The 18,234-nt window shown below is 54.5% G+C and carries 16 protein-coding genes; 6 read left to right on the plus strand and 10 right to left on the minus strand.

Annotation, left to right across the window (positions count from 1 at the left end; translation table 11 throughout):
• Positions 1–67: 67 nt before the first annotated feature.
• The 5 genes from RBB62_RS11390 to RBB62_RS11410 all read right to left on the minus strand — a co-directional run bounded on the left by RBB62_RS11390 (position 68) and on the right by RBB62_RS11410 (position 6,917).
• Complete coding sequence (locus RBB62_RS11390) at positions 68–1,297, minus strand: glycosyltransferase (RefSeq protein ID WP_309398971.1); 1,230 nt, start codon at positions 1,295–1,297, stop codon at positions 68–70.
• A gap of 26 nt (positions 1,298–1,323) precedes the next feature.
• Positions 1,324–2,883, minus strand: coding sequence for an ArnT family glycosyltransferase (locus RBB62_RS11395; RefSeq protein ID WP_309398972.1), 1,560 nt, complete (start codon positions 2,881–2,883; stop codon positions 1,324–1,326).
• A gap of 35 nt (positions 2,884–2,918) precedes the next feature.
• The gene (locus RBB62_RS11400) at positions 2,919–4,532 is read right to left on the minus strand and encodes a hypothetical protein (protein ID WP_309398973.1); all 1,614 of its coding nucleotides are present in this window, start codon (positions 4,530–4,532) and stop codon (positions 2,919–2,921) included.
• A gap of 34 nt (positions 4,533–4,566) precedes the next feature.
• A complete protein-coding gene (locus RBB62_RS11405; RefSeq protein WP_309398974.1) occupies positions 4,567–6,468 on the minus strand; it encodes a hypothetical protein in 1,902 nt (633 codons plus the stop codon).
• Positions 6,469–6,569: 101 nt separating this feature from the next.
• Positions 6,570–6,917, minus strand: coding sequence for a type II secretion system protein (locus tag RBB62_RS11410; RefSeq protein ID WP_309398975.1), 348 nt, complete (start codon positions 6,915–6,917; stop codon positions 6,570–6,572).
• 380 nt (positions 6,918–7,297) lie between these two features.
• Between RBB62_RS11410 and hemH the strand changes: the two genes are divergently transcribed.
• The 3 genes from hemH to hemA are packed head-to-tail and all read left to right on the plus strand — an operon-like array spanning position 7,298 to position 10,262.
• Positions 7,298–8,338, plus strand: a complete 1,041-nt coding sequence (gene hemH / locus RBB62_RS11415; protein WP_309398976.1) for a ferrochelatase — start codon at positions 7,298–7,300, stop codon at positions 8,336–8,338.
• Positions 8,339–8,386: 48 nt separating this feature from the next.
• Complete coding sequence (locus tag RBB62_RS11420) at positions 8,387–9,244, plus strand: cytochrome C assembly family protein (RefSeq protein WP_309398977.1); 858 nt, start codon at positions 8,387–8,389, stop codon at positions 9,242–9,244.
• Positions 9,231–10,262 carry a glutamyl-tRNA reductase gene (hemA, locus tag RBB62_RS11425; RefSeq protein ID WP_309398978.1) on the plus strand — a complete coding sequence of 344 codons (1,032 nt, stop codon included), beginning with the start codon at positions 9,231–9,233 and terminating at the stop codon, positions 10,260–10,262. Before RBB62_RS11420 ends, hemA begins: the two co-directional genes overlap by 14 nt.
• Positions 10,263–10,337: 75 nt before the next feature.
• On the opposite strand, the gene RBB62_RS11430 is transcribed toward hemA, so the two are convergent.
• Together RBB62_RS11430 and trhO are read right to left on the minus strand one after the other, a co-directional pair.
• Positions 10,338–10,547: a hypothetical protein gene (locus RBB62_RS11430; RefSeq protein ID WP_309398979.1), complete on the minus strand. Its 210-nt coding sequence runs from the start codon at positions 10,545–10,547 to the stop codon at positions 10,338–10,340.
• Positions 10,548–10,583: 36 nt separating this feature from the next.
• Entirely contained in the window at positions 10,584–11,426 is an 843-nt protein-coding gene (trhO, locus tag RBB62_RS11435; RefSeq protein WP_309398980.1) for an oxygen-dependent tRNA uridine(34) hydroxylase TrhO, read from the minus strand.
• Between the two features lie 136 nt (positions 11,427–11,562).
• Here trhO and RBB62_RS11440 point away from each other — a divergent pair, with 136 nt between their 5' ends.
• From RBB62_RS11440 to RBB62_RS11450, 3 genes are all read left to right on the plus strand, one after another.
• Positions 11,563–12,612: a zinc-binding metallopeptidase family protein gene (locus RBB62_RS11440; protein WP_309398981.1), complete on the plus strand. Its 1,050-nt coding sequence runs from the start codon at positions 11,563–11,565 to the stop codon at positions 12,610–12,612.
• Between the two features lie 144 nt (positions 12,613–12,756).
• Positions 12,757–13,380, plus strand: a complete 624-nt coding sequence (locus RBB62_RS11445) for a transposase (RefSeq protein ID WP_309398982.1) — start codon at positions 12,757–12,759, stop codon at positions 13,378–13,380.
• Positions 13,377–13,970 (plus strand): transposase, encoded by a 594-nt coding sequence (locus tag RBB62_RS11450; protein ID WP_343219086.1) that lies wholly within the window; start codon positions 13,377–13,379, stop codon positions 13,968–13,970. The genes RBB62_RS11445 and RBB62_RS11450 overlap by 4 nt, the downstream gene beginning before the upstream one ends.
• 540 nt (positions 13,971–14,510) lie before the next feature.
• Here the strand turns inward: RBB62_RS11450 and RBB62_RS20300 are convergent.
• The 3 genes from RBB62_RS20300 to RBB62_RS11460 all read right to left on the minus strand — a co-directional run bounded on the left by RBB62_RS20300 (position 14,511) and on the right by RBB62_RS11460 (position 17,790).
• Positions 14,511–14,876 carry a transposase gene (locus RBB62_RS20300; protein WP_425499893.1) on the minus strand — a complete coding sequence of 122 codons (366 nt, stop codon included), beginning with the start codon at positions 14,874–14,876 and terminating at the stop codon, positions 14,511–14,513.
• 27 nt (positions 14,877–14,903) lie between these two features.
• Entirely contained in the window at positions 14,904–15,359 is a 456-nt protein-coding gene (locus RBB62_RS11455) for a helix-turn-helix domain-containing protein (RefSeq protein ID WP_309398985.1), read from the minus strand.
• A 166-nt stretch (positions 15,360–15,525) separates the two neighbouring features.
• Positions 15,526–17,790 (minus strand): family 16 glycosylhydrolase, encoded by a 2,265-nt coding sequence (locus RBB62_RS11460; protein WP_309398986.1) that lies wholly within the window; start codon positions 17,788–17,790, stop codon positions 15,526–15,528.
• Positions 17,791–18,234 lie beyond the last annotated feature (444 nt).

The following is an 18,234-nucleotide window of genomic DNA, read 5'->3' on the forward strand; positions in this document are numbered from 1 at the left end:
AGATGGGTAATTCAGGCTAAGCTTATAAAGCGGAATACGGTCCAGCATATCGCAACCTCGCAATGAGCTACCTCAAGACACTGCGATATACGTTCAAGATCTCTCGCGTCACCGTCTCTGCTGAAAAAATTACTCGATAACGCATGAGCGCTCCATCAGCCAACTTCCTAGCAAGGTCCCTGTCCATGAGGATACGATCAATCTTTCCAGCTAATAGCTTAGGCTCACCGGGCTCCGTTAGTAAGCCGGTCTCGCCGTCCACGATCATATCCGGAATCCCGCCGCTTCGAGTTGCTACAATTGGCGCGGCGGCGGCCATTGCTTCCACAAAGACCAAGCCCTGCGCCTCAACTGAGCCCCGCGGCCCCATCTTGGATGGACCAGCAAATACATCAGCCGCCTCCAGATAATTGGCCAGCGTCTCCCGGGACTGCCATCCTAAAAACTTTACCCGCTTATCAAGACCCGCCGCGCTGGCCATTTGCTCAAACCGAGATCGATCCGCGCCATCGCCAATGATCAACAAGTGCACGTCGGCCGTTCGCAGTTGCGCCACCGCTTGAATCAAATCACCCACGCCCTTTTGTTCAATTAAACGACCAACGAACACCACCAGCTTTGACCCCGCAGGATACTCCGCGCGAATGCGAGCAACCTCCACCTGACTAGACGGCGCAATATTCGGAGTGGCTGGCACACGGTGGACGCGCTCTGGCGGCGCACCGAGCTCAATCAACGCTGCTTCAGTGACCGAGCTGTTCGCCGTCACCGCGGCGACTTCACGCACCACTTTGCGCTTCAATCGGTCATAGAGTCCACCTCGCTTTAGCCCAAAGACATCATTGCCATGACTTGTCGCAACTACCGGCAATCTACCGTTGTAAAGCGCCGTGAATCCCTGCGGCAAAAGCGAATGTGCGTGCAAAACATCAAAATGCTTTGCAGCGCAAAGTTTGCGCGCTGCCAGGATCTGCGCCATAAGAAAAAAGGGCAACTGCCACTTACGATGCGGATGCTTGCGCAGCTGCACTAACATACCGCCATCGTAGAAAAGCCCTTGCAGCGCAGCAGGCCAAAGATAACCGAAACGAATCACCTCAATATCGCCAATTCGCTCATCACGCTGCGCGCCTTTCGCATGTGGAGCCAGCACGGTAACGCGCCAACCAGCAGACGCCACGGCTTCAGCCTGGCGCAAAACAAAGGGTGGAGTTTCATCACCCTCCCAACGGGGAAAAACCGAAGTCATCATTAAGACGCTCCTTGGCTTTTCTAAATCTGTGGAAGTTACCTGCATCTTCACTTACTCTGCATGACAAAGTTTCAATTCGTTGGTCCCAGGCTGGGCAACTTTTTTACCACCAAAATCGGCAGCCCCATTCGCCCAATCACGACAATCTCCTCACCTTCGACCAGCAGGTGACCCGCGAACTGAGTATTTCCCAAAAAGTAATTTGCATCACGGGCAGATTGCGTCAACACCCAGCCATCGGGCAGTTGATACTCAGCGATTTCCAAGGGGCCGGTCACCATCACTTTGACAGGTTCGTCCGGCAGCCCCTGCTCGCGACGCCAAGCTTCCAATTCACGAAACCCATCGGCCATCGAAGTAAACCAATACTCGGTTTCATACCAACCCAAGGCAGCCGAAGGGCCACCGACCAAACGGTTAAAATACACATATTGATAAGGGTGCAGCTGGATTAGCGTAAACACATTGGTCGCGACCAGTCCAGACACCAATACGTAGCCGGCGATCAGCCCCAGCCGTCGCGTCTTCCCAATCCAGTCCATGAACTGAGTCAGCCCGTAGCCCATCAGCACAGCCCCTGCGGGAAGCACAAACATTGCATGACGCACACCGTTATGAATCGCTGGCTGCGTGACTAAAATATAGAGAAGCGGAAAGGCAAAGCCCAGGCAGGTGACTCCCAACGGCAACACATCTGCTGGCCACCAGACCTTGCGCAGATATTGCGCAACAATACTTCGCAAAGCAAATCCAACGCCGACCAATAGCAACAACAGCTGCCAGACCGGTGTCACCATCAGCAACATCCAGGGCAGGTAATACCAAGGCGTCGTCCCGGCATCGTAAACTTGCCCCCGAAACAGCACAGGAATACTCTGCGAAAAGTCATGCAATTTACTAACCACCTTGGCCGAGGATGCAAAAGGATTCACGTGGCTACCTGGAAAGACGAACAACAGCAAAACCAGCGCACAAACCGAGGCGACCACATACCCTCCGATTCCATCCAGCAATTCGCTGCGTGGCGGGGGTCGCCAACGCCGCCCATCCGTCGGTATACTTTGCGATACAAAGCGATAGGCTAACAAACCGAAAAGATAGGCCAAGACTATCATACCCGGCAATCGTGTCGACATGGCCAAACCCGCGAGTAAACCGGCACCAACCCACCGCCTAAACTTCCCGTCCGGCATTCCCCGGGCAACCTGGATCACCCCCCATAACGCCCATGTATAGGTGGCAGCAAAGGGAATGTCCTTCGGATTAAAAACTGCGTGCCCGTAGAACCTTGGCAAGAGCGCCAGGAAAAGCGACGACCAGAACGCCAGCCGCCAACCACCGACCTCTCGCCCAATCAAACCTGCTCCACAAACAGCAAGCACTGCGAAAAAGATAGTATACAAGTGCCCGGCCAAAACCCGATCGCCACCCACGTATTTCGCATAAGCCGCCAAGGGCAAGTCGAAGAGGCCCGGGTAAACATCATTGGCACCCGCAGAGCCCCATACACTGCCCCCCTCCCCCACAAGCCTTTCAAAATATTGCAGCTTAAGGTCGCCGGAATCCCAGCGCGTCATTTCATCCCAGCTCATGCCATAATCGCCCATCGTCAGGAGTAGCGCGGCGGCCATCCCCAGCCAGGTAATTACCGTTGCGAGCTTCCAATTCATTGCGCAGAGAACTCCTTCACGACGACCAGCACCACGCCATCACGAGCAATGGACAACAACACTTTTCCATCCCTCATATCGTGGTAGCCATTGCGCGAACTGGCGATGTAAAAGTCCGGCTGCTGATCGCCAGACACTAGCTCAAAATGCTCGCCCAGAAAGGGCTTCACCAAACTTGGCGGCGGAACCACCGGCTTACCAAAGCGCGCCACCAACGCATCGATGGGCGGCTCCATAGTCAGCCTCCAGGGACGCTCGCGCGGCGGTAGCTCGTTCGAAAGAATGTCTGCGGCCTCCCGAAATGCGACTCCCCAGTAATCGGTTTCAAAGCGGTCCTTCGCGCCAGCAACGCCGCCCGACAATCGATTGTAGTAAATGTATTCGTATGGGTGTAGGCGCGCCATGTCCGCTACAGTCCACAGCATTAGCCCCAAAGACGGAGTTGCCCATAGCAAAGCTGCCCAGCGTCCGTATTTGCTTTGCAATGCAGAGTAAGCATTCACCGACCAGCATCCCAGCAGCGCAGCCGACGGTGGAATCAGAAAAAGCACATGCCGGGCACCATCATACACAATCGACTTGCGCACCATGATATACGCCAACGGAAACAAGACAGCAAAGGCGACTAAAAGCTGAGCCACATGCTCGCTCCACAATTTTCGCCATAACTTTGCATTGCAAAGCAACCAAGCAACACAACCCATCGCGAGCCACCACCAAAAGTCCGGCGCGGTGCGTGCAAGCATCGCAGGGAGGTAGCGACGCGGAACCTCACTCGCCGGGTAGCTCACCCCATCAAAAAGCACCTCCCCCTGCCAGCCGAAGTGCGACACTGCAGAGACTGCGCCCGCCGTCGTAACAAACGGATTCTGATGCGCCGAAGGCCAAAAAATGAGCAGGAACAAAAAAGCCAACGCTGTAGCAACAGCGCCCCAACGAAGCGACTCCCAAGCCTGCCTTTTAAAATATGCCACACCGATGCAGACACGGGCGTAGACCAACTGCAAGAAGATGAACAGTCCGGCATAACAGAGCAAAAGCAGCCCGCCCACGCGCACCGACATACAGGCGCCGGCTAGCGCTCCAAAGCATAACGCCGAACGCCAATCCCGACGACGATCCCGCAGCGCCAGTGCCAAGGCCCACAGGCCCCACACATACATCGCCGCAAACGGAATATCCTTGGGATTAAAAAATGCATGCCCCCAATAGCGCGGATAAAGCGCCAGGCTAATTCCAGCCAGTAGCGCCGCCCAGCGCCCCCCAAGCACCTTGGCCAGAGCCATCGCCCCCGCAATGCCCAGCAGACCAAAAGCAGCCGTCCACGCATGACCAACCAGATAATCCGGTGCCCCCAATTGATTACGCAAAAATGCCAGTGGCAGATCTACGAGTCCCGGATAATGATCCACCTTAGCACGATAGTCGCCCGCGGCTTCGATATTACCCGAGACCAAGGCATTATAGTAGCGTAACTTCGCGTCACCGCCACCCCATCGAAAGACCTCGTCCCAACTCACACCATAATCATCAAAAGTCAGCGCCATAACCAGCCCTACACCGAGCAAGAAAGCGTAAGCAAAGAATCGGGCTGGCGAACGCGGATTCACAGTCTAGGTTGATCACAAAGCAGTTGTGGAGGACTCACGGAAGCAGGTCACTGAGGCGCGCCTGTTGTATAAGCTGATACCTCATCAATTCATCACGATTGAATTCTGCTACGTCCAAATCCTCAATATGAGTCAGCAAAGTATCGGGCACATCTACATCGATATCTTTGACGCGGACAATTCGCACCAGAGTTACGCCATTGAACGTTTTCTCTGCCACAATCTCCGTGATAAAATCCTCATCGATACGCGCATCAACCCCACCACGTAAGACACCCTGAATGATGTCTTTATTATAAGTCTCTACCACAAAGATATTGTCGAAGGTCTGATTTAAAAGGTGAAACTTCAGCAATCCCTTTTTCTTCAACGCCTCATTGCGCCGCAAACCGGGCACCTGATGCGTCACCCAGAAACCAGGCCTGTCAATGATAAGATTGTATTCACCCTTATGATCTTCGATAAACTCACGCTGCCACTGCAAAACCTGACCAGGAATGTATTCCTGAGTATACATATCCTTGGCATTGCGCGGGACGACTTCCACCAATAAGACCAATAGAGCAAGTGCAATCGCAACGCGCATTACCACTGGACTCTTGAATAACCCACCCAATGCGGCCACGCCGGGAAAGACCATAAGAAAAACAATGGGCAAGGCCAAACGACGCGTCACGACATCATCAAAATCCCAGAAATAAAACAGTAACACCGCCAACAGACCAACCACCCCCACGCATGTCGCCACGAGTGCAACTAGGATAGGCGTGATTGGCCCGGGCTTACGCGTCTCACGCAACAATAGAATCAGGAAGAGAATGCAGCCAGCAATGCCAAAGCACGTAAGGTAGAAGGATACCGGCTGTTGATGAGTCCGATCAAAAAACATGGCCATAGCCTGCACCATGTTACGCGGTAAATAATCCATACTAAAAGCCGTATCGGCGTCCTTACTCACAAGCTGCCAAGAATGCACCGGATCTAAATCAAAGACACGGTGCAAGAGCGGAACGGGCAACATAAGGATTGGCGTCACATACAAACCCGCTGAAAAGATGAGCTTCTCCACTCGCAAATAACCCAACAGAATCACAATTGCCACCGGCGCTACGAAGAGAACAGACTCATAACGCACATTGGAAAGTAGCACCACCGTCAAGCAAAGCAAACTCAGCGTCACCGGCTCAGGATTCCGCAGATACAGGAACGCAGTCAGCATTAACGCTAGAATTAGGAACAGGTTAAGCCCCTCAAAACCACCACCATGAAGGCACATGCTAAACATGGGGAAGCAGGCCATCAAAATCATTGCCAAGAGCCCACCTAGCCGGTTCGACACCAACACGCCCAATGTATAGGCCAAAATCAGCGTAAGCGGGATCAAACATAAATTCAGGTAAATGCCGTTTTCCGGTCGATACCCCGTCGCGTCATGTAACAATGAAATCAGAAAAGGATAAAGCAAAGGGCGCTTATCGACAAAACCATCATCCAACGGCAAAAATACGCCATTGATCTCATAACCACGAATTGGCGACATTGCCACGTTGTCAAAATGCAAACGCATCGATGTGCCTAGCAGATTGATCTCATCCATGAGAACCTTGAAGCCTATTTCCTGGCTGGCCCACAGATATAGCGTGAGTAACGATAGCGCCACAAAGAACGGCCAGCGGTAACTGGCCTTCATCCAGGATGCCAGCTCCGTATAATTTTGACGAACCGCATGAAAGACAACCGCACTGAAGCAAAGCACCAGCACCAGCATGAAGTAATAGCCATTGCGCTTCATTAGCATCACGGAATCCAGTGCGGAGTAATGAAAGAAACCAATGTATACCGCCAAGAGTCCCACAATGGCGAACAAACCGAAGCGAATTCGGTCCCCTCTTGATTCGGTCGTAGTCTTCAATATATTCGCGATCGCAGAAATCATGAAAAGCCAAGAAGTTAGACAGTCCGGCTGGCGGTGTCAGCAAAAACAAAGCGAGCCGCCCAATTGGACGGCTCGCCGAAAACTTGGTAAGCTACTGAGGATTAGTAGGTGAAGATAACCGTCATGCCACCAGTAGTGGTGGTCGAGATGGTGCCACCATCTTCAGAAACAGTGATACCGGTGTAGGATTCGTCAGCAACCGACTGGAAAGCGGTGAAGTACTCCTCGTCGAGAAGTGTGCCGTAAGGAGCTTCGGTAACACCTTCTTCAAGGATGTACTGCTGGCCAGCGGAAGCAACTTGACGAAGGTTGTTGGTAATTGCCTTTTCGCGGGACTGTTCGCGAACCTTTTGGAAGGCCGGGATCGCCATAGCAGCCAGAAGGCCGATGATGACAACAACAATCATAATTTCGACGAGGGTGAAACCCTTCTTGGACTTGTTATTCATGATATTCAGGTGTTTGATGATTATTATATTAAAGTCGCTGACTGACAATGAGCAGCAACAACCACAGAAAAATAGATTTTTCCCCTCATATCAAGCATTAAAAATAGCGCCTCCCGCAAATGCCCTAGCATTTACACTTTAATAACAACAAACCCAAACCACTCTGAATCAGCTACTTGCGTAATACAGATGAACAAAAAGGTGTTAATTTCAAGCTAAAATGGGTGCAATTTCGCCCTCACTAGTGATACATAAATCGCCACGGTAGCGCCTAAGCTAAGGCATTTTTAACGCGTCAGCATACATCACGTAAGTCACCGACCCGCCTCAATATACCGTTCTTGGTTGATTCCTGCTTTTATGATGCTTGATTCAACCCTATGGCGAAACCTGGCGTTCTCTTACTCAATTTAGGCTCACCGGCCTCCACATCCGTCCCTGATGTCCGTGAATACCTCAAGGAATTCCTTCTGGACGAGCGGGTGATCGATGCCCCCACACCGATTCGCAACCTCATCGTCCGGGGCTTCATTCTTCCTTTTCGCCCCAAGAAGTCAGCCGAAGCCTACGCTAGCATCTGGTTGCCTGAAGGCTCACCACTAATTGTCACCAGTAAAAGGCAACGCGAGCTTGCCTCGGCAGGCCGTGACTTTCCCATTGCGCTGGCCATGCGCTATGGCGAGCCATCAATCAGCAAAGTCATCGGCGAACTCATTGCTCAAGGCGTTGAACAGCTCTTCGTTGTGCCGCTTTACCCACACTACGCAATGAGTAGCTATGAGACCGTCGTCGTGCGCGTGATGGAGGAGATCAATGCCCAGAAGCCCGGCATGAGCGTCACCCTCATGCAGCCTTTCTACAAAGACGATGATTACCTCGACGCCATGACCGCTAGCATCAAGCCAGACCTGGACACTGACTATGACCACGTGCTATTCTCCTACCACGGCATTCCCGAACGTCACCTGGTCAAGAGCGACCCATCACACGCCCACTGTCTTTCCCGGCCTGACTGCTGCGAGACTTGCCACCCCGCCCACAACACTTGCTACCGGCACCAGTGCTTCACCACCACGCACCTCGTGGCTGAGCGCCTGGGCATCCCGAAGGACAAATACAGCGTCTCCTTCCAATCTCGCCTTGGGCGCGACCCTTGGCTTAAGCCCTACACCGATTTCCGCCTCCGCGACATGCCTGGTGAAGGCATTAAGAAGCTACTCGTCCTCTGTCCGGCGTTCATCACCGACTGCCTGGAAACGCTTGAGGAAATCTCCGTCGAGGGCAAAGAGACCTTCATCGAAGCTGGCGGCGAAAGCTTCAAACAGATCCCATGTCTTAATGATCACCCCGCCTTCATCAATTTCCTCAACGGCCGAATCGACCAGTATATTGCGGATTGCGAATCGAAAAGCGCGGAGTAATCTAGCGCCCACCACATTTGCAATTCGCCCATCGCATTTCGCAATCGAATGAATTTTTGGCATGATCGCGCACTAACCGGCACCGGCTGCATCTTTTACGGCCTGGCGTTCCTGTTTGCACTGGCACCATTGATTCGCCGACGGGAGTACCCCCATGTCATCTTCATGGCGCTGCTAATCGGTGGCTTCATCTTCCAAAGTTTCGGCCTTTATGTGCGCGGGTTGGAAATTCACGCCATACCACTGAGCAACACGTTCGAAGTCTTTCAAGTGTTGGCTTGGAGCGCGGTGGGGCTCAACTTCATGTTACGGCAGACGTTCCAGCTACGGCTACTCAACTTTTTTTCCTCCGCCTTTGGCTTTGGGCTATCATTCATTTCCCTAGCCATTCCGAGTTGGGATAACACTGCCCCGCCACTAGAACTTTCTGGCAGCCCCTGGGTCGGGTTCCATGCTGCGCTCGCTATCCTCAGTTACGGCATTTTTTCAGTGCTGGCACTGACCTCTCTCATGTACCTCATTCAGGACAAGGCGTTGAAAAATATGCAATTTGGCGGCTGGTTCGGCATGCTCCCCGCCATCCGCCAACTCGAAGTCATCAACGTGAAATTGATTTCCATCGGCGTCTCGATCTTAACCGTTGCCGTAACCATCGGCTTCCTCAACTGGCTGCAAGCTCCACACGCAGTTGGCTTGGTCAAACTGACCATCGCACTGGCGGTCTGGCTGGCCTACCTATACATTTTGCTTCAACGTCGGCGCAACCAGCTCGTTGCGCGCACCTTCGCCAAAGCCTGCTTGGGTCTCTTCATCGTAGCCCTGGTCTCGCTCTGGCCATTGACTCAACGCAGCCCCGCGCACCCGCAAGCCGACGGCGTGGAAATACTCGACGATGCCAACCAATAACGGCAAAGCGCTTTTCGTACTTGGAAGCTCCCACCGCACCGCGTCCATCGAAGTGCGGGAACGACTGGCGCTCGACGCCGCACGCGCGGAGCTGCTTGCGGAGCACCTGCGCCATCAAGACACCGTCGAGGAATGCCTGATCCTCAACACCTGCAACCGCGTTGAGATCTATGGCGTCACCGACGCAGCTAACCTCAAGCCTGAACTCCTACAGCAGCTGTCCTCACTCCACGGTATGCCCGTGAGCGAGCTCGACAACCACAGCTTCTGGCTCACTGACGAGGATGCCGTGCGCCACGCCTTCGAAGTCGCCTCCGGGCTAGACTCGCAAATGGTCGGAGAAAACGAAATCCTTGGCCAGCTCAAGGCCGCCTACGCCCGTGCATCTGACCAGCAATACACCGGGCGCGTACTCAATCGCGTCTTCCAAAAAAGCTTTCAAACGGCCAAATGGGTCCGTACCAACACCGGCGTCTCCAAGGGACAGGTCAGCATTGGCAATATCGCCACCGAGCTCGCACTCCGCGTCTGTGGCGAGCTGGCCGACGTCAACGTAGTCCTCATGGGCTCGGGTGAAGTCGGCGAGAAAACCACCCAAGCGCTCGTCAGTCGCGGCGCGAGGCGCATCGTCGTCGCAGGTCGCAATCTCGAACGCGCTCGAGCACTCGCCGACCAGTTTACCGGCGCCGCTGCCACGCTCGACAAGTTACCCGAGCTATTAAAAACCGCGGATATCGTCATTGGCGCTACCTCTGCTCCGGAGCCGCTGATTACGCGCGACTTGCTCAAACCAATCATGAAGCTGCGCGCCGTCCAGCCGCTCATTGCGATCGATACCGCTCTGCCCCGCGACATCGCGCAGGACATCGATAAGGTTAATAACGTCTACCTCTACAACCTCGACCACCTAGCCCAAATCGCCAACGAGAATCTCCGTGCCCGCGAAGCCGAAGTCGCCTCCGCCAAGCAATCCATCCTTGAGCGCGCAAAGCGGCTATGGGAAGGTCTCCGCGACTAATGAGACATGAGACGCCCTTGCGCGCGGATCAACCGCAACGCTGCTCGAAAATTTGTGCGAACCTCCGTTCTAGGCCTACTCCTTGGGCTTAAACATGGCCGCATCGACTGTAGACCAAATCATAATAATCCAGCCAAGCATGATGAACCACAGCGCGATGTTCAGCACGAACATCACTGCGGCCTTGGCCATCCGCCCCTGAATGAGCTGGCCCAAGCCAGGAATGAAAAAACTGCACAATGCGGCAATCACGTTGCCCGTCGATCCTTGTCCTGCGTCTGTCATGCTGGAGAATTTAGCTCATTTGCCTGCGCTGGCAAATTACAATTTTGCAACGGGATTATCACAGCCGCGCTTGGCGCAGATGGGGCACTCGGTGGCTGAGTCGTCAGTGGCATCCTTAGGGTGGGGGTGGCCGCAGGCGTAGTTGAGCGTGAACTTGCCGGGCTGAAGGTCGTGGTCGACGCTCACGCGCTGGTCAAACACAAAGCACTCGCCCTCCCACTGGCTCTGGTCCTGCGGAGTGGTTTCGAGGTATTTTAAAATGCCGCCTTCGAGGTGATAAACTTCGGCAAAGCCCTCGCGCTTCATGAGAGCCGTGGCCTTCTCGCAGCGGATGCCGCCCGTGCAATACATGGCGACCTTGGGCTGCTTTTGCGGGTCGAGGTTTTCGCTGACCCACTGCGGGAAGTGGCGGAAGTCTTCGGTGTCGGGCTCGATGGCACCCTTGAACTTGCCGAGCAGCGTCTCGTAGTCGTTGCGGGTGTCGATCACGACGACTTCGGGGTCGTTGAGGAGCTCGTTCCACTTCTCGGGGCCCACGTATTCGCCAACTTCGGCACGTGGATCGATGCCCTCCACCCCCATCGTGACGATTTCCTTTTTCAAGCGCACGCGCACGGTTTCGCGGCGAAAGGGATTCTCGTCCGCATAGGAAAATTTGGCTACAAGCCCTGACATGCGCTCGTCGGCGCGCAGGGCCGAGAGCAGCGTTTGGATGCCTGCCTCGGGTCCGGCCACGGTGCCGTTGATCCCTTCGTGGGCCACGAGCAGGATGCCGCGCAGCTGAGCCTCGTCGCACAAGGTTTGCAGACGCGGCTGCCACGCCTTGAAATCTGCGAAATCGAAGAAGTGGTAAAGAGCGGCTATGTGGGTCTTTTCCATAATTAGCAGCGGTGATAAGTGCCAAAAGCGCTGCAAAAAGTCAATCGCGGGTGCGATAGTTCCTGGCATTGGCTACACAAAAAATGTTAGTGGTAAATTCTTCCACCCCGGAGCAAAGGCCTTAGACTGAACACCAATGAAAATCTTTCAGTGCGATAATTGCGGCCAGCTACTCTTCTTCGAGAACACACACTGTGGCTCCTGCGGCAGTCAATTGGGTTACCTCTGGCGTCAAAACATGCTCAGCGCCGTAATCGAAAATGACGGCGCTCTGGAAGCCGTGGCCAGCCCTCAGGCACGGTATAAATTTTGCGCAAATCACGAGCACAACGCCTGCAATTGGCTAGTGCCGGAATCCAGCGAAGACCCCTACTGCCGCGCATGCGAGCTCAACCGCACGATTCCAGACCTGGACGAGCCAGCGAAAGTCGAAGCTTGGCAAAAACTGGAACGCGCAAAGCACCGCCTCGTTTACAGCCTTTTGCGCCTACAATTACCCGTGAAAAGCCGCTTCAAGGAGCACGAGACTGGGCTGTGGTTTGATTTTCTAGCCAACGTCGAAGGCGAAGACCCAATCATGACTGGCCACGACGGCGGGTTGATCACCATGAACATTGCCGAGGCAGACGACGTCCAGCGCGAAGCCACCCGCAAGAATATGCGCGAGCCCTATCGCACACTCATCGGCCACTTCCGCCACGAAGTTGGACATTATTACTGGGATCAGCTCGTGGCCTCCAAGCCCGAGGAACTCGAGCGCTTCCGAATCCTGTTTGGCGATGAAACCCGCGATTACGGCGAAGCCCTACAGGACCACTACGACAACGGCGCGCCGGAGAATTGGCCGGAGACGTTTGTGAGCGCCTACGCCACCATGCACCCGTGGGAAGACTGGGCCGAAACCTGGGCGCACTACCTGCACATCGTCGATACACTGGAGACCGCCTACGCCTTTGGCATGAGCCTCGACGCCCCGCTCAAACCTCCGGCGTCGGTGGCCATGATCGCGGATTTCGACCCCTACGAGCAGCCCGACTTCGAACCGATCATGAACGCGTGCCTGCCAATCACGTTCGCGGTCAATAGTCTGAACCGGAGCATGGGCCAGCCTGACCTTTACCCGTTTGTCCTGCCACCGGCAGTTTTTGAGAAATTGCGCTACGTGCATCAACTGGTGCAACCGTAGTTTTACATAATAAGGCTTGATCCTCCTAGCCTACAATTAAATTGTATTACTGATGATCTTGCGACGCGTATATTTCCTGATCTGTTCCCTATCAGCCTGTCGGAGCAGATCGAACTGTCCGAACGAAGTTGATTTGTTGCTCGGATGGATTTTGTGACAGTAGATCGAAATACGCCTCTTTTGTTGCCGGTTGATATGCGTGATTGGGTTGCTGAGGACGACCCGGTGCATTTCATCTTGGAGGCGGTTGATCGCGTTGACTTGAGCGCTTTCAAGGTAAAACGCACGCGAGCGGGCAAGTCGCAGTATCCGCCGCGGATGCTGTTGGCGCTGCTGATTTACAGTTACAGCCACGGATTGTTCGGTTCCCGCCGAATCGAGCGCGCGACCTACCGGGACGTTTGCGTGCGTTACCTGACGGGCGACACGCACCCGGACCACGACACAATTTGCGCTTTTCGTCGAGAGAACCACGCGGCCTTCACGGTGTGTTTTCTTGAGGCGTTGCTGCTGGTGCGCGAGTTGAAGCTGGGCACGGTCGCCATCGATGGCACGCACCTGAGGACCAACCTGAGCAAGGACCGCAACGTCACCTACGAACGGGCCCAGCAGCTCGAAACGCGCCTGAGCGCGGACATCGAGGCGCTTTGCACTCAGGCAGAGCAGGCCGATAACACGGACGTAGACGAGCATCTGCCGGCAGAGATTGCCCGTCGCCAGTCCCTGCGCGAACAGATGGATGCGGCCCCGGCAAACAAACCAACCTGACCGATACGGATTCGCACCTGATGCGCAAAGGCAAAAGCAGCTCGGTGACGCAAAGCTACAACGCCCAGGCCAGCGTTGACGCCGACGGCAGCCAACTGGTCGTCAGCGCCCACATCAGCCGATGCAGCGCCGACAACGGCGAGCTCGAAGCAGGCATCCAAAACATCCCCGCCCAACTGGGGAGCCCTAAGCAAGGTCTTGCCGACAGCGGCTTCGTCCAGATCGAAGCCATCGAACGCATCCAGCAAAGCGGCATCGACCTGTATGTGAGCGTTCAAAGCGAAGCCGCCAACAACCAGCGCCGTTACGACTTGCGGCCCGAAAAAGCCCTCGCCAAAGCACCCCAAAAACTCGTCGACCCCACCCTCATTGACATGCGCGAAAAAATCCGCACCGAAGCCGGACGCAAAATCTACGCCCTGCGACAACAAAGCGTCGAACCAGTCTTCGGCATCATCAAGCAAGCCATGGGCTTCCGCCAGTTTTCACTTCGTGCCCTCTCCAAGGTCAGCGCCGAGTGGACCCTCGTATGCCTGGCCTACAACTGCAAACGCCTCTTCAACCTCATCAAACTGCCACAAAACGCCTGAAATCCACCAACAAGCCCCAGCGGCGCACCAAACCACTGCCACAAAACTCCAATACCCCCCGAAAAACGACCGGCTCATATCAGAAATCACCAATAGACCACGCAGCGACCAACTCCTCGACAAACATAACGTCTAAAGAAATACGTAAAAGCCGACAGGCTGCTAGGCGGGCTTTTCTGAAAAGCCTATACGGTTGTTTCGCAAAAGCCTACTGCTGTACCTTCGAGAAGCCTACTCGGTTCTTTCGAAAAACCCTTATGCTATGTTAGCAAAACAACCGCTGCTGTACTGCGGCAACATAGCAGCGGTTGTTGCAACAGTACAGCAGCGGTTGTCGGTCAAGTACAGCCACTGTTGTTTTTGAAAAGCCTAGTAAGGCTTTTTGGTGAGCGCACTCATGATATTTCCCAAGCGGATCCAGTGGCCTTTGGTTATGCCGAGTAGACAGGGTAGGGACGGTTGCCCTCAACCGTCCGCGTTTCGTCCAACTGGCATCAGTGTATTATACCGCCTCTCACTTAAATTGTGAGTTGTGAAATTTCATGAAGCGTTTGCTGAAGCGCGTGCCCATCCATTACCAGCGAGCTTGTTGACCCGCCTCTTGTCTGCCCACCAGTCTTCTAGGTGTGCTGCGACGACTTGGTCTAGCCTTTCGATGCTTGGCCACAGATTGTTGGCGGTGTGATCCTGGATGAGATCCCAGAATTTCTCGATCGGATTGAGCTCTGGGCTATACGCTGGCAGCATGATCGTGTGGACTCCCTCGGGGATCTTCGGGTGGCTGTCTTCGCTCGGATGGAAGCCCGCACCGTCCCAGACAACGACGTGCTCGTGCTCGGGAAACTCAGCCTTGATTTGTTCCAGGAAGGCCTGTGTCCAGTCGAGATTGACGCTCGGGGTTTGGATGAAAACAGCTTCGCCAAAAACGAACGCTTAAACTTTTCCGCTTTGATCGGGTTCCTCTTCTCGTGAGCGGGGCGCGGTTCCGAGCGAAGCGACAAGACCGGACGCGTTGGCGGACCGGACCACCCGCAGCACCCCAGCCACTTTTTTTAACCAGCGCCAAACCGTTCTGTAGCTAAAGCGACGGCCAAAATGACTTTCAAGCTGCTGCTGAGCTTGCACGGCGGTGTTCCAGCGAGACGTCGCCAAGCCATTCTTCAGAAACGCCTGCACATCCTCGTTGTAGTTAACTGATTTGGTGCCTTTGTAGCCACGAGTTAAGACAGCCTCAAGACCGCCTTCGCGATAAGTCGCAAACCAACGATAAATCGTTGCCTTGCTCTTACCCACCGCTTCAGAGATGTCATCATCGCTGTTGCCAGGGTCGAACCCTAAACGCAACGCCACCAAGCGCTGCGTTCGCCATCCCGTTGCCTCTGTCTTCAACAGAGCCTGAATACGCTCACGATCTATATCGTTACCTAAATGTCGTTTCCTCACAAAAACACTAAAGCAAACATCGTGCTCAATGTCTCAATTTAAACGAGAAAAGGTTTAACATAAAGAGCCGACGGTCTTCGCCGGCTCTTTTATTTCTCCGGAAAGAGCCTGCTCATGGGGTAACGCTCACGCCCGTTACCGCAAAGTTGTCCAGTCGCTGCCCCCAATTGGAGCCAACTGGCCCAATAAAGGTCTGGTATTGGTAGTTGCTGCCATAGCCCACCGCAGCGCCAATAGGCAGAGAAAGCGTCACGCTGCTTTCACCGGCGTAAACCGTCTGGCGCAGGCTGGCGATTTGTTCGTAACTACCGCCGGAATATTGCAGCACCACTACAATGTCGCGTGACTCGGTCGCAGTGTAATCCACCGTAACTTCGACCGAGCTGTTTTCGCTGACGCTTATTGGTCCGGTCATCCCTACGACCGAATCCGCAGTTGCGGTCGGGGCCATTAACACCGGCGTGAAGGCCAGGTTGTCCACGCGCTGTCCCCAGTTGCCACCCGTTGGCGCAATGAAAGTCTGGAACTGGTAGCTGTTATCAAAATCAGTCACTGATCCGATATTCACCGGGATCGACACCACGCTGGTGCCTGCGGAAATGGCGACACGCGCATTCCCATAAGCCGTGTAGCTGGGCACATTCCGCTGAAACGTCACCACGATGTCCATGCTCGCCGTGCTGGTGTATTCCACGTCGATATAGTGTGTGCTGTTGGGCGTTACTTGCGTGGGCGCAGCCACCGAGAGAACTTCAAAGACCGGCTCGGCGACGCCATCGACATCCACGTAATCTGATTGAAAAACATCCAGCATCGTCGCCGTCCCCACTTCTCGAATCGCAATCTCGTAGTAATAATCGTTGTCCACCTCCGTCGTCGCGCCGATGGACAGATCAATGTTCGCGCGCCCGGCGCCCGCAGAAACCTGCGTCTGGCTGGAGCCTAAAACCAGCCCCGTGCTCTCACGAATCAGCGACACCACGACTTCGCGGTCAGTCGTTGCACTGTAGTCAACGCCCACGGTTTCCACGGTATTTGTGCCAACCGACATCGCCGCAATTGCGCCGTAAACCTGATCCGTCCGCGCCTGGGCGAAGGACAGCTTTTTGAGTGAAACAGCATCGACTTCGAAGTCATCCAGCACCGATGAATTGTCCGGCCGAATGCGCAATTTGGCCGAGATCAGGCCCTCTGGCTGGATGACTAAAACGCCGCTCACCTGCTGCCATTCACCGGCTGTATCGACCTTGATGTGCTGGCTCACGTGCTCCGTGCCATTGGCGTCAACCACCTCCAACTGAGCCACGAAATCAGTCACGTTCGCACTCGCGCTTTTCACCATGGCGGATACCGCATACGACCCCGGCCCCTCGGCCTGAATGTAGCTCGTGATGCTCTGATTGAGGTCATTCCAGTCCGCGGTTCGCCCGGTGACGGACGCCGCATAAACACCTTCAAACGGGTCGCTCGTGGTCGTATTTAAGTTCGCGTTTGATGACCACCCCGCCACGCTGGATTCAAAGCCAGGCGAGCTCAACAGCTCGGCGCTGGCAGTAAAAGAAGCCCCTTCGGCTTGGCCGCTAGGTCCCGCATCTGCATAGACGCGGACGTAGTCATAATACGTGTAGGCTGGCAAATTTGCATTACGGATATCTCCGCCCCAAGGAGCAATTTCCACTGACAAAAGCACATAAGATTGCACCTGACTAATCCACTTCGGATCGGTGACTTCCCACGTCTTCACACCGTCCACGTAGAAGGTGTATTTCTCCGGCGTCCACCAGAGCCCATAAACGTGGTAGTCGCCATCATTGAGGTCCGGTATGGAAATTTGCGCCGCCATCTCCTGCTCGTAAGCATGGTATCCGTCGAAGTGAATCGCGTGCTGAATAAAGCCGCGGTCTTCCAAGTGAGGCGACTCCATAATGTCGATCTCTGCGCCATCGCGACCAGTGCCGTCGAAACCATAGATATCCTGCGGCATTAGCCAAAATGCGCTCCACATGCCATCATCCTGCGCCACGCGCACCCGCGCCTCAAAGTAGCCGTATTGCTGCTCAAAAAGTTTATTCGTAAAAGTCTTCGAGGTGGTGACGCAGCCTGAGGTATAGAGATCATCCTGGTAAATGGACCGTATGACCAGGTTGCCATTTTCGACATAGCAGTTATTGGCATACCACCAGGTTTCCAGAGCCTCGCCGCCCAAGGTGATGTCGTAACGCTTGGCGTTCGGCTTAATGACCCAAGTCGTGGCGTCAAAAGCGTTAAACTCCTCCAATAAAGTTGGCGTCCAGTTTCGTTCTGGCGGTGGTGCGCTGAAGGCGAGCGTGTAGAAAAGCACAAAGAGTGCGGGACCAAGCAGGTATTTGATACGCATACGGGGGTGGGTTATTGCGTCGTCAGACGACAACCTACACTAGCAAAACAAGCTCATTGCCAACAGTCTGCAGGAGTGACTAACTGCGCGGGATTTGGGTTAGGCCCTCATGCTAAGCAAATACCCCGATGTAACAAGCCCCTGACGGTGTAACAAAATACCCCGCGACTGCCAAATCCGCGAACCACTCCAAATCGCCAAGCTCGGCGGCTATCTCGCTCGCGCACGTGACCCAGCCCCAGGAAACATTATCATGTGGCGAGGACTTAATCGACTCGCTGATTTCACGCTGGGCTTTTCTCTACAGAAATAAATTGTGGGTAATCGAAAGTGCAGGCCGGACGTTTACGTAAACAGTGCATTCTGGGTAAGCGTCCGAGCTCCATCCCACTTGACTACCAATGGTAAGCATTGTCGTTTCTCATTGGTAAGGGTTTGTAGTTA

The organism is Cerasicoccus maritimus (genome assembly GCA_031296935.1).
GTDB lineage: Bacteria > Verrucomicrobiota > Verrucomicrobiia > Opitutales > Cerasicoccaceae > Cerasicoccus > Cerasicoccus maritimus.

Bases quoted from the DNA above. Each gene is read 5' to 3' on its own strand.
- RBB62_RS11390 (WP_309398971.1), bottom strand. From the start codon at position 1,297: ATGCAGGTAACTTCCACAGATTTAGAAAAGCCAAGGAGCGTCTTAATG.
- RBB62_RS11395 (WP_309398972.1), bottom strand. From the start codon at position 2,883: ATGGCCGCCGCGCTACTCCTGACGATGGGCGATTATGGCATGAGCTGG.
- RBB62_RS11405 (WP_309398974.1), bottom strand. From the start codon at position 6,468: ATGATTTCTGCGATCGCGAATATATTGAAGACTACGACCGAATCAAGA.
- RBB62_RS11410 (WP_309398975.1), bottom strand. From the start codon at position 6,917: ATGAATAACAAGTCCAAGAAGGGTTTCACCCTCGTCGAAATTATGATT.
- hemH (WP_309398976.1), top strand. From the start codon at position 7,298: ATGGCGAAACCTGGCGTTCTCTTACTCAATTTAGGCTCACCGGCCTCC.
- RBB62_RS11420 (WP_309398977.1), top strand. From the start codon at position 8,387: ATGAATTTTTGGCATGATCGCGCACTAACCGGCACCGGCTGCATCTTT.
- hemA (WP_309398978.1), top strand. From the start codon at position 9,231: ATGCCAACCAATAACGGCAAAGCGCTTTTCGTACTTGGAAGCTCCCAC.
- RBB62_RS11430 (WP_309398979.1), bottom strand. From the start codon at position 10,547: ATGACAGACGCAGGACAAGGATCGACGGGCAACGTGATTGCCGCATTG.
- trhO (WP_309398980.1), bottom strand. From the start codon at position 11,426: ATGGAAAAGACCCACATAGCCGCTCTTTACCACTTCTTCGATTTCGCA.
- RBB62_RS11440 (WP_309398981.1), top strand. From the start codon at position 11,563: ATGAAAATCTTTCAGTGCGATAATTGCGGCCAGCTACTCTTCTTCGAG.
- RBB62_RS11445 (WP_309398982.1), top strand. From the start codon at position 12,757: ATGGATTTTGTGACAGTAGATCGAAATACGCCTCTTTTGTTGCCGGTT.
- RBB62_RS11460 (WP_309398986.1), bottom strand. From the start codon at position 17,790: ATGCGTATCAAATACCTGCTTGGTCCCGCACTCTTTGTGCTTTTCTAC.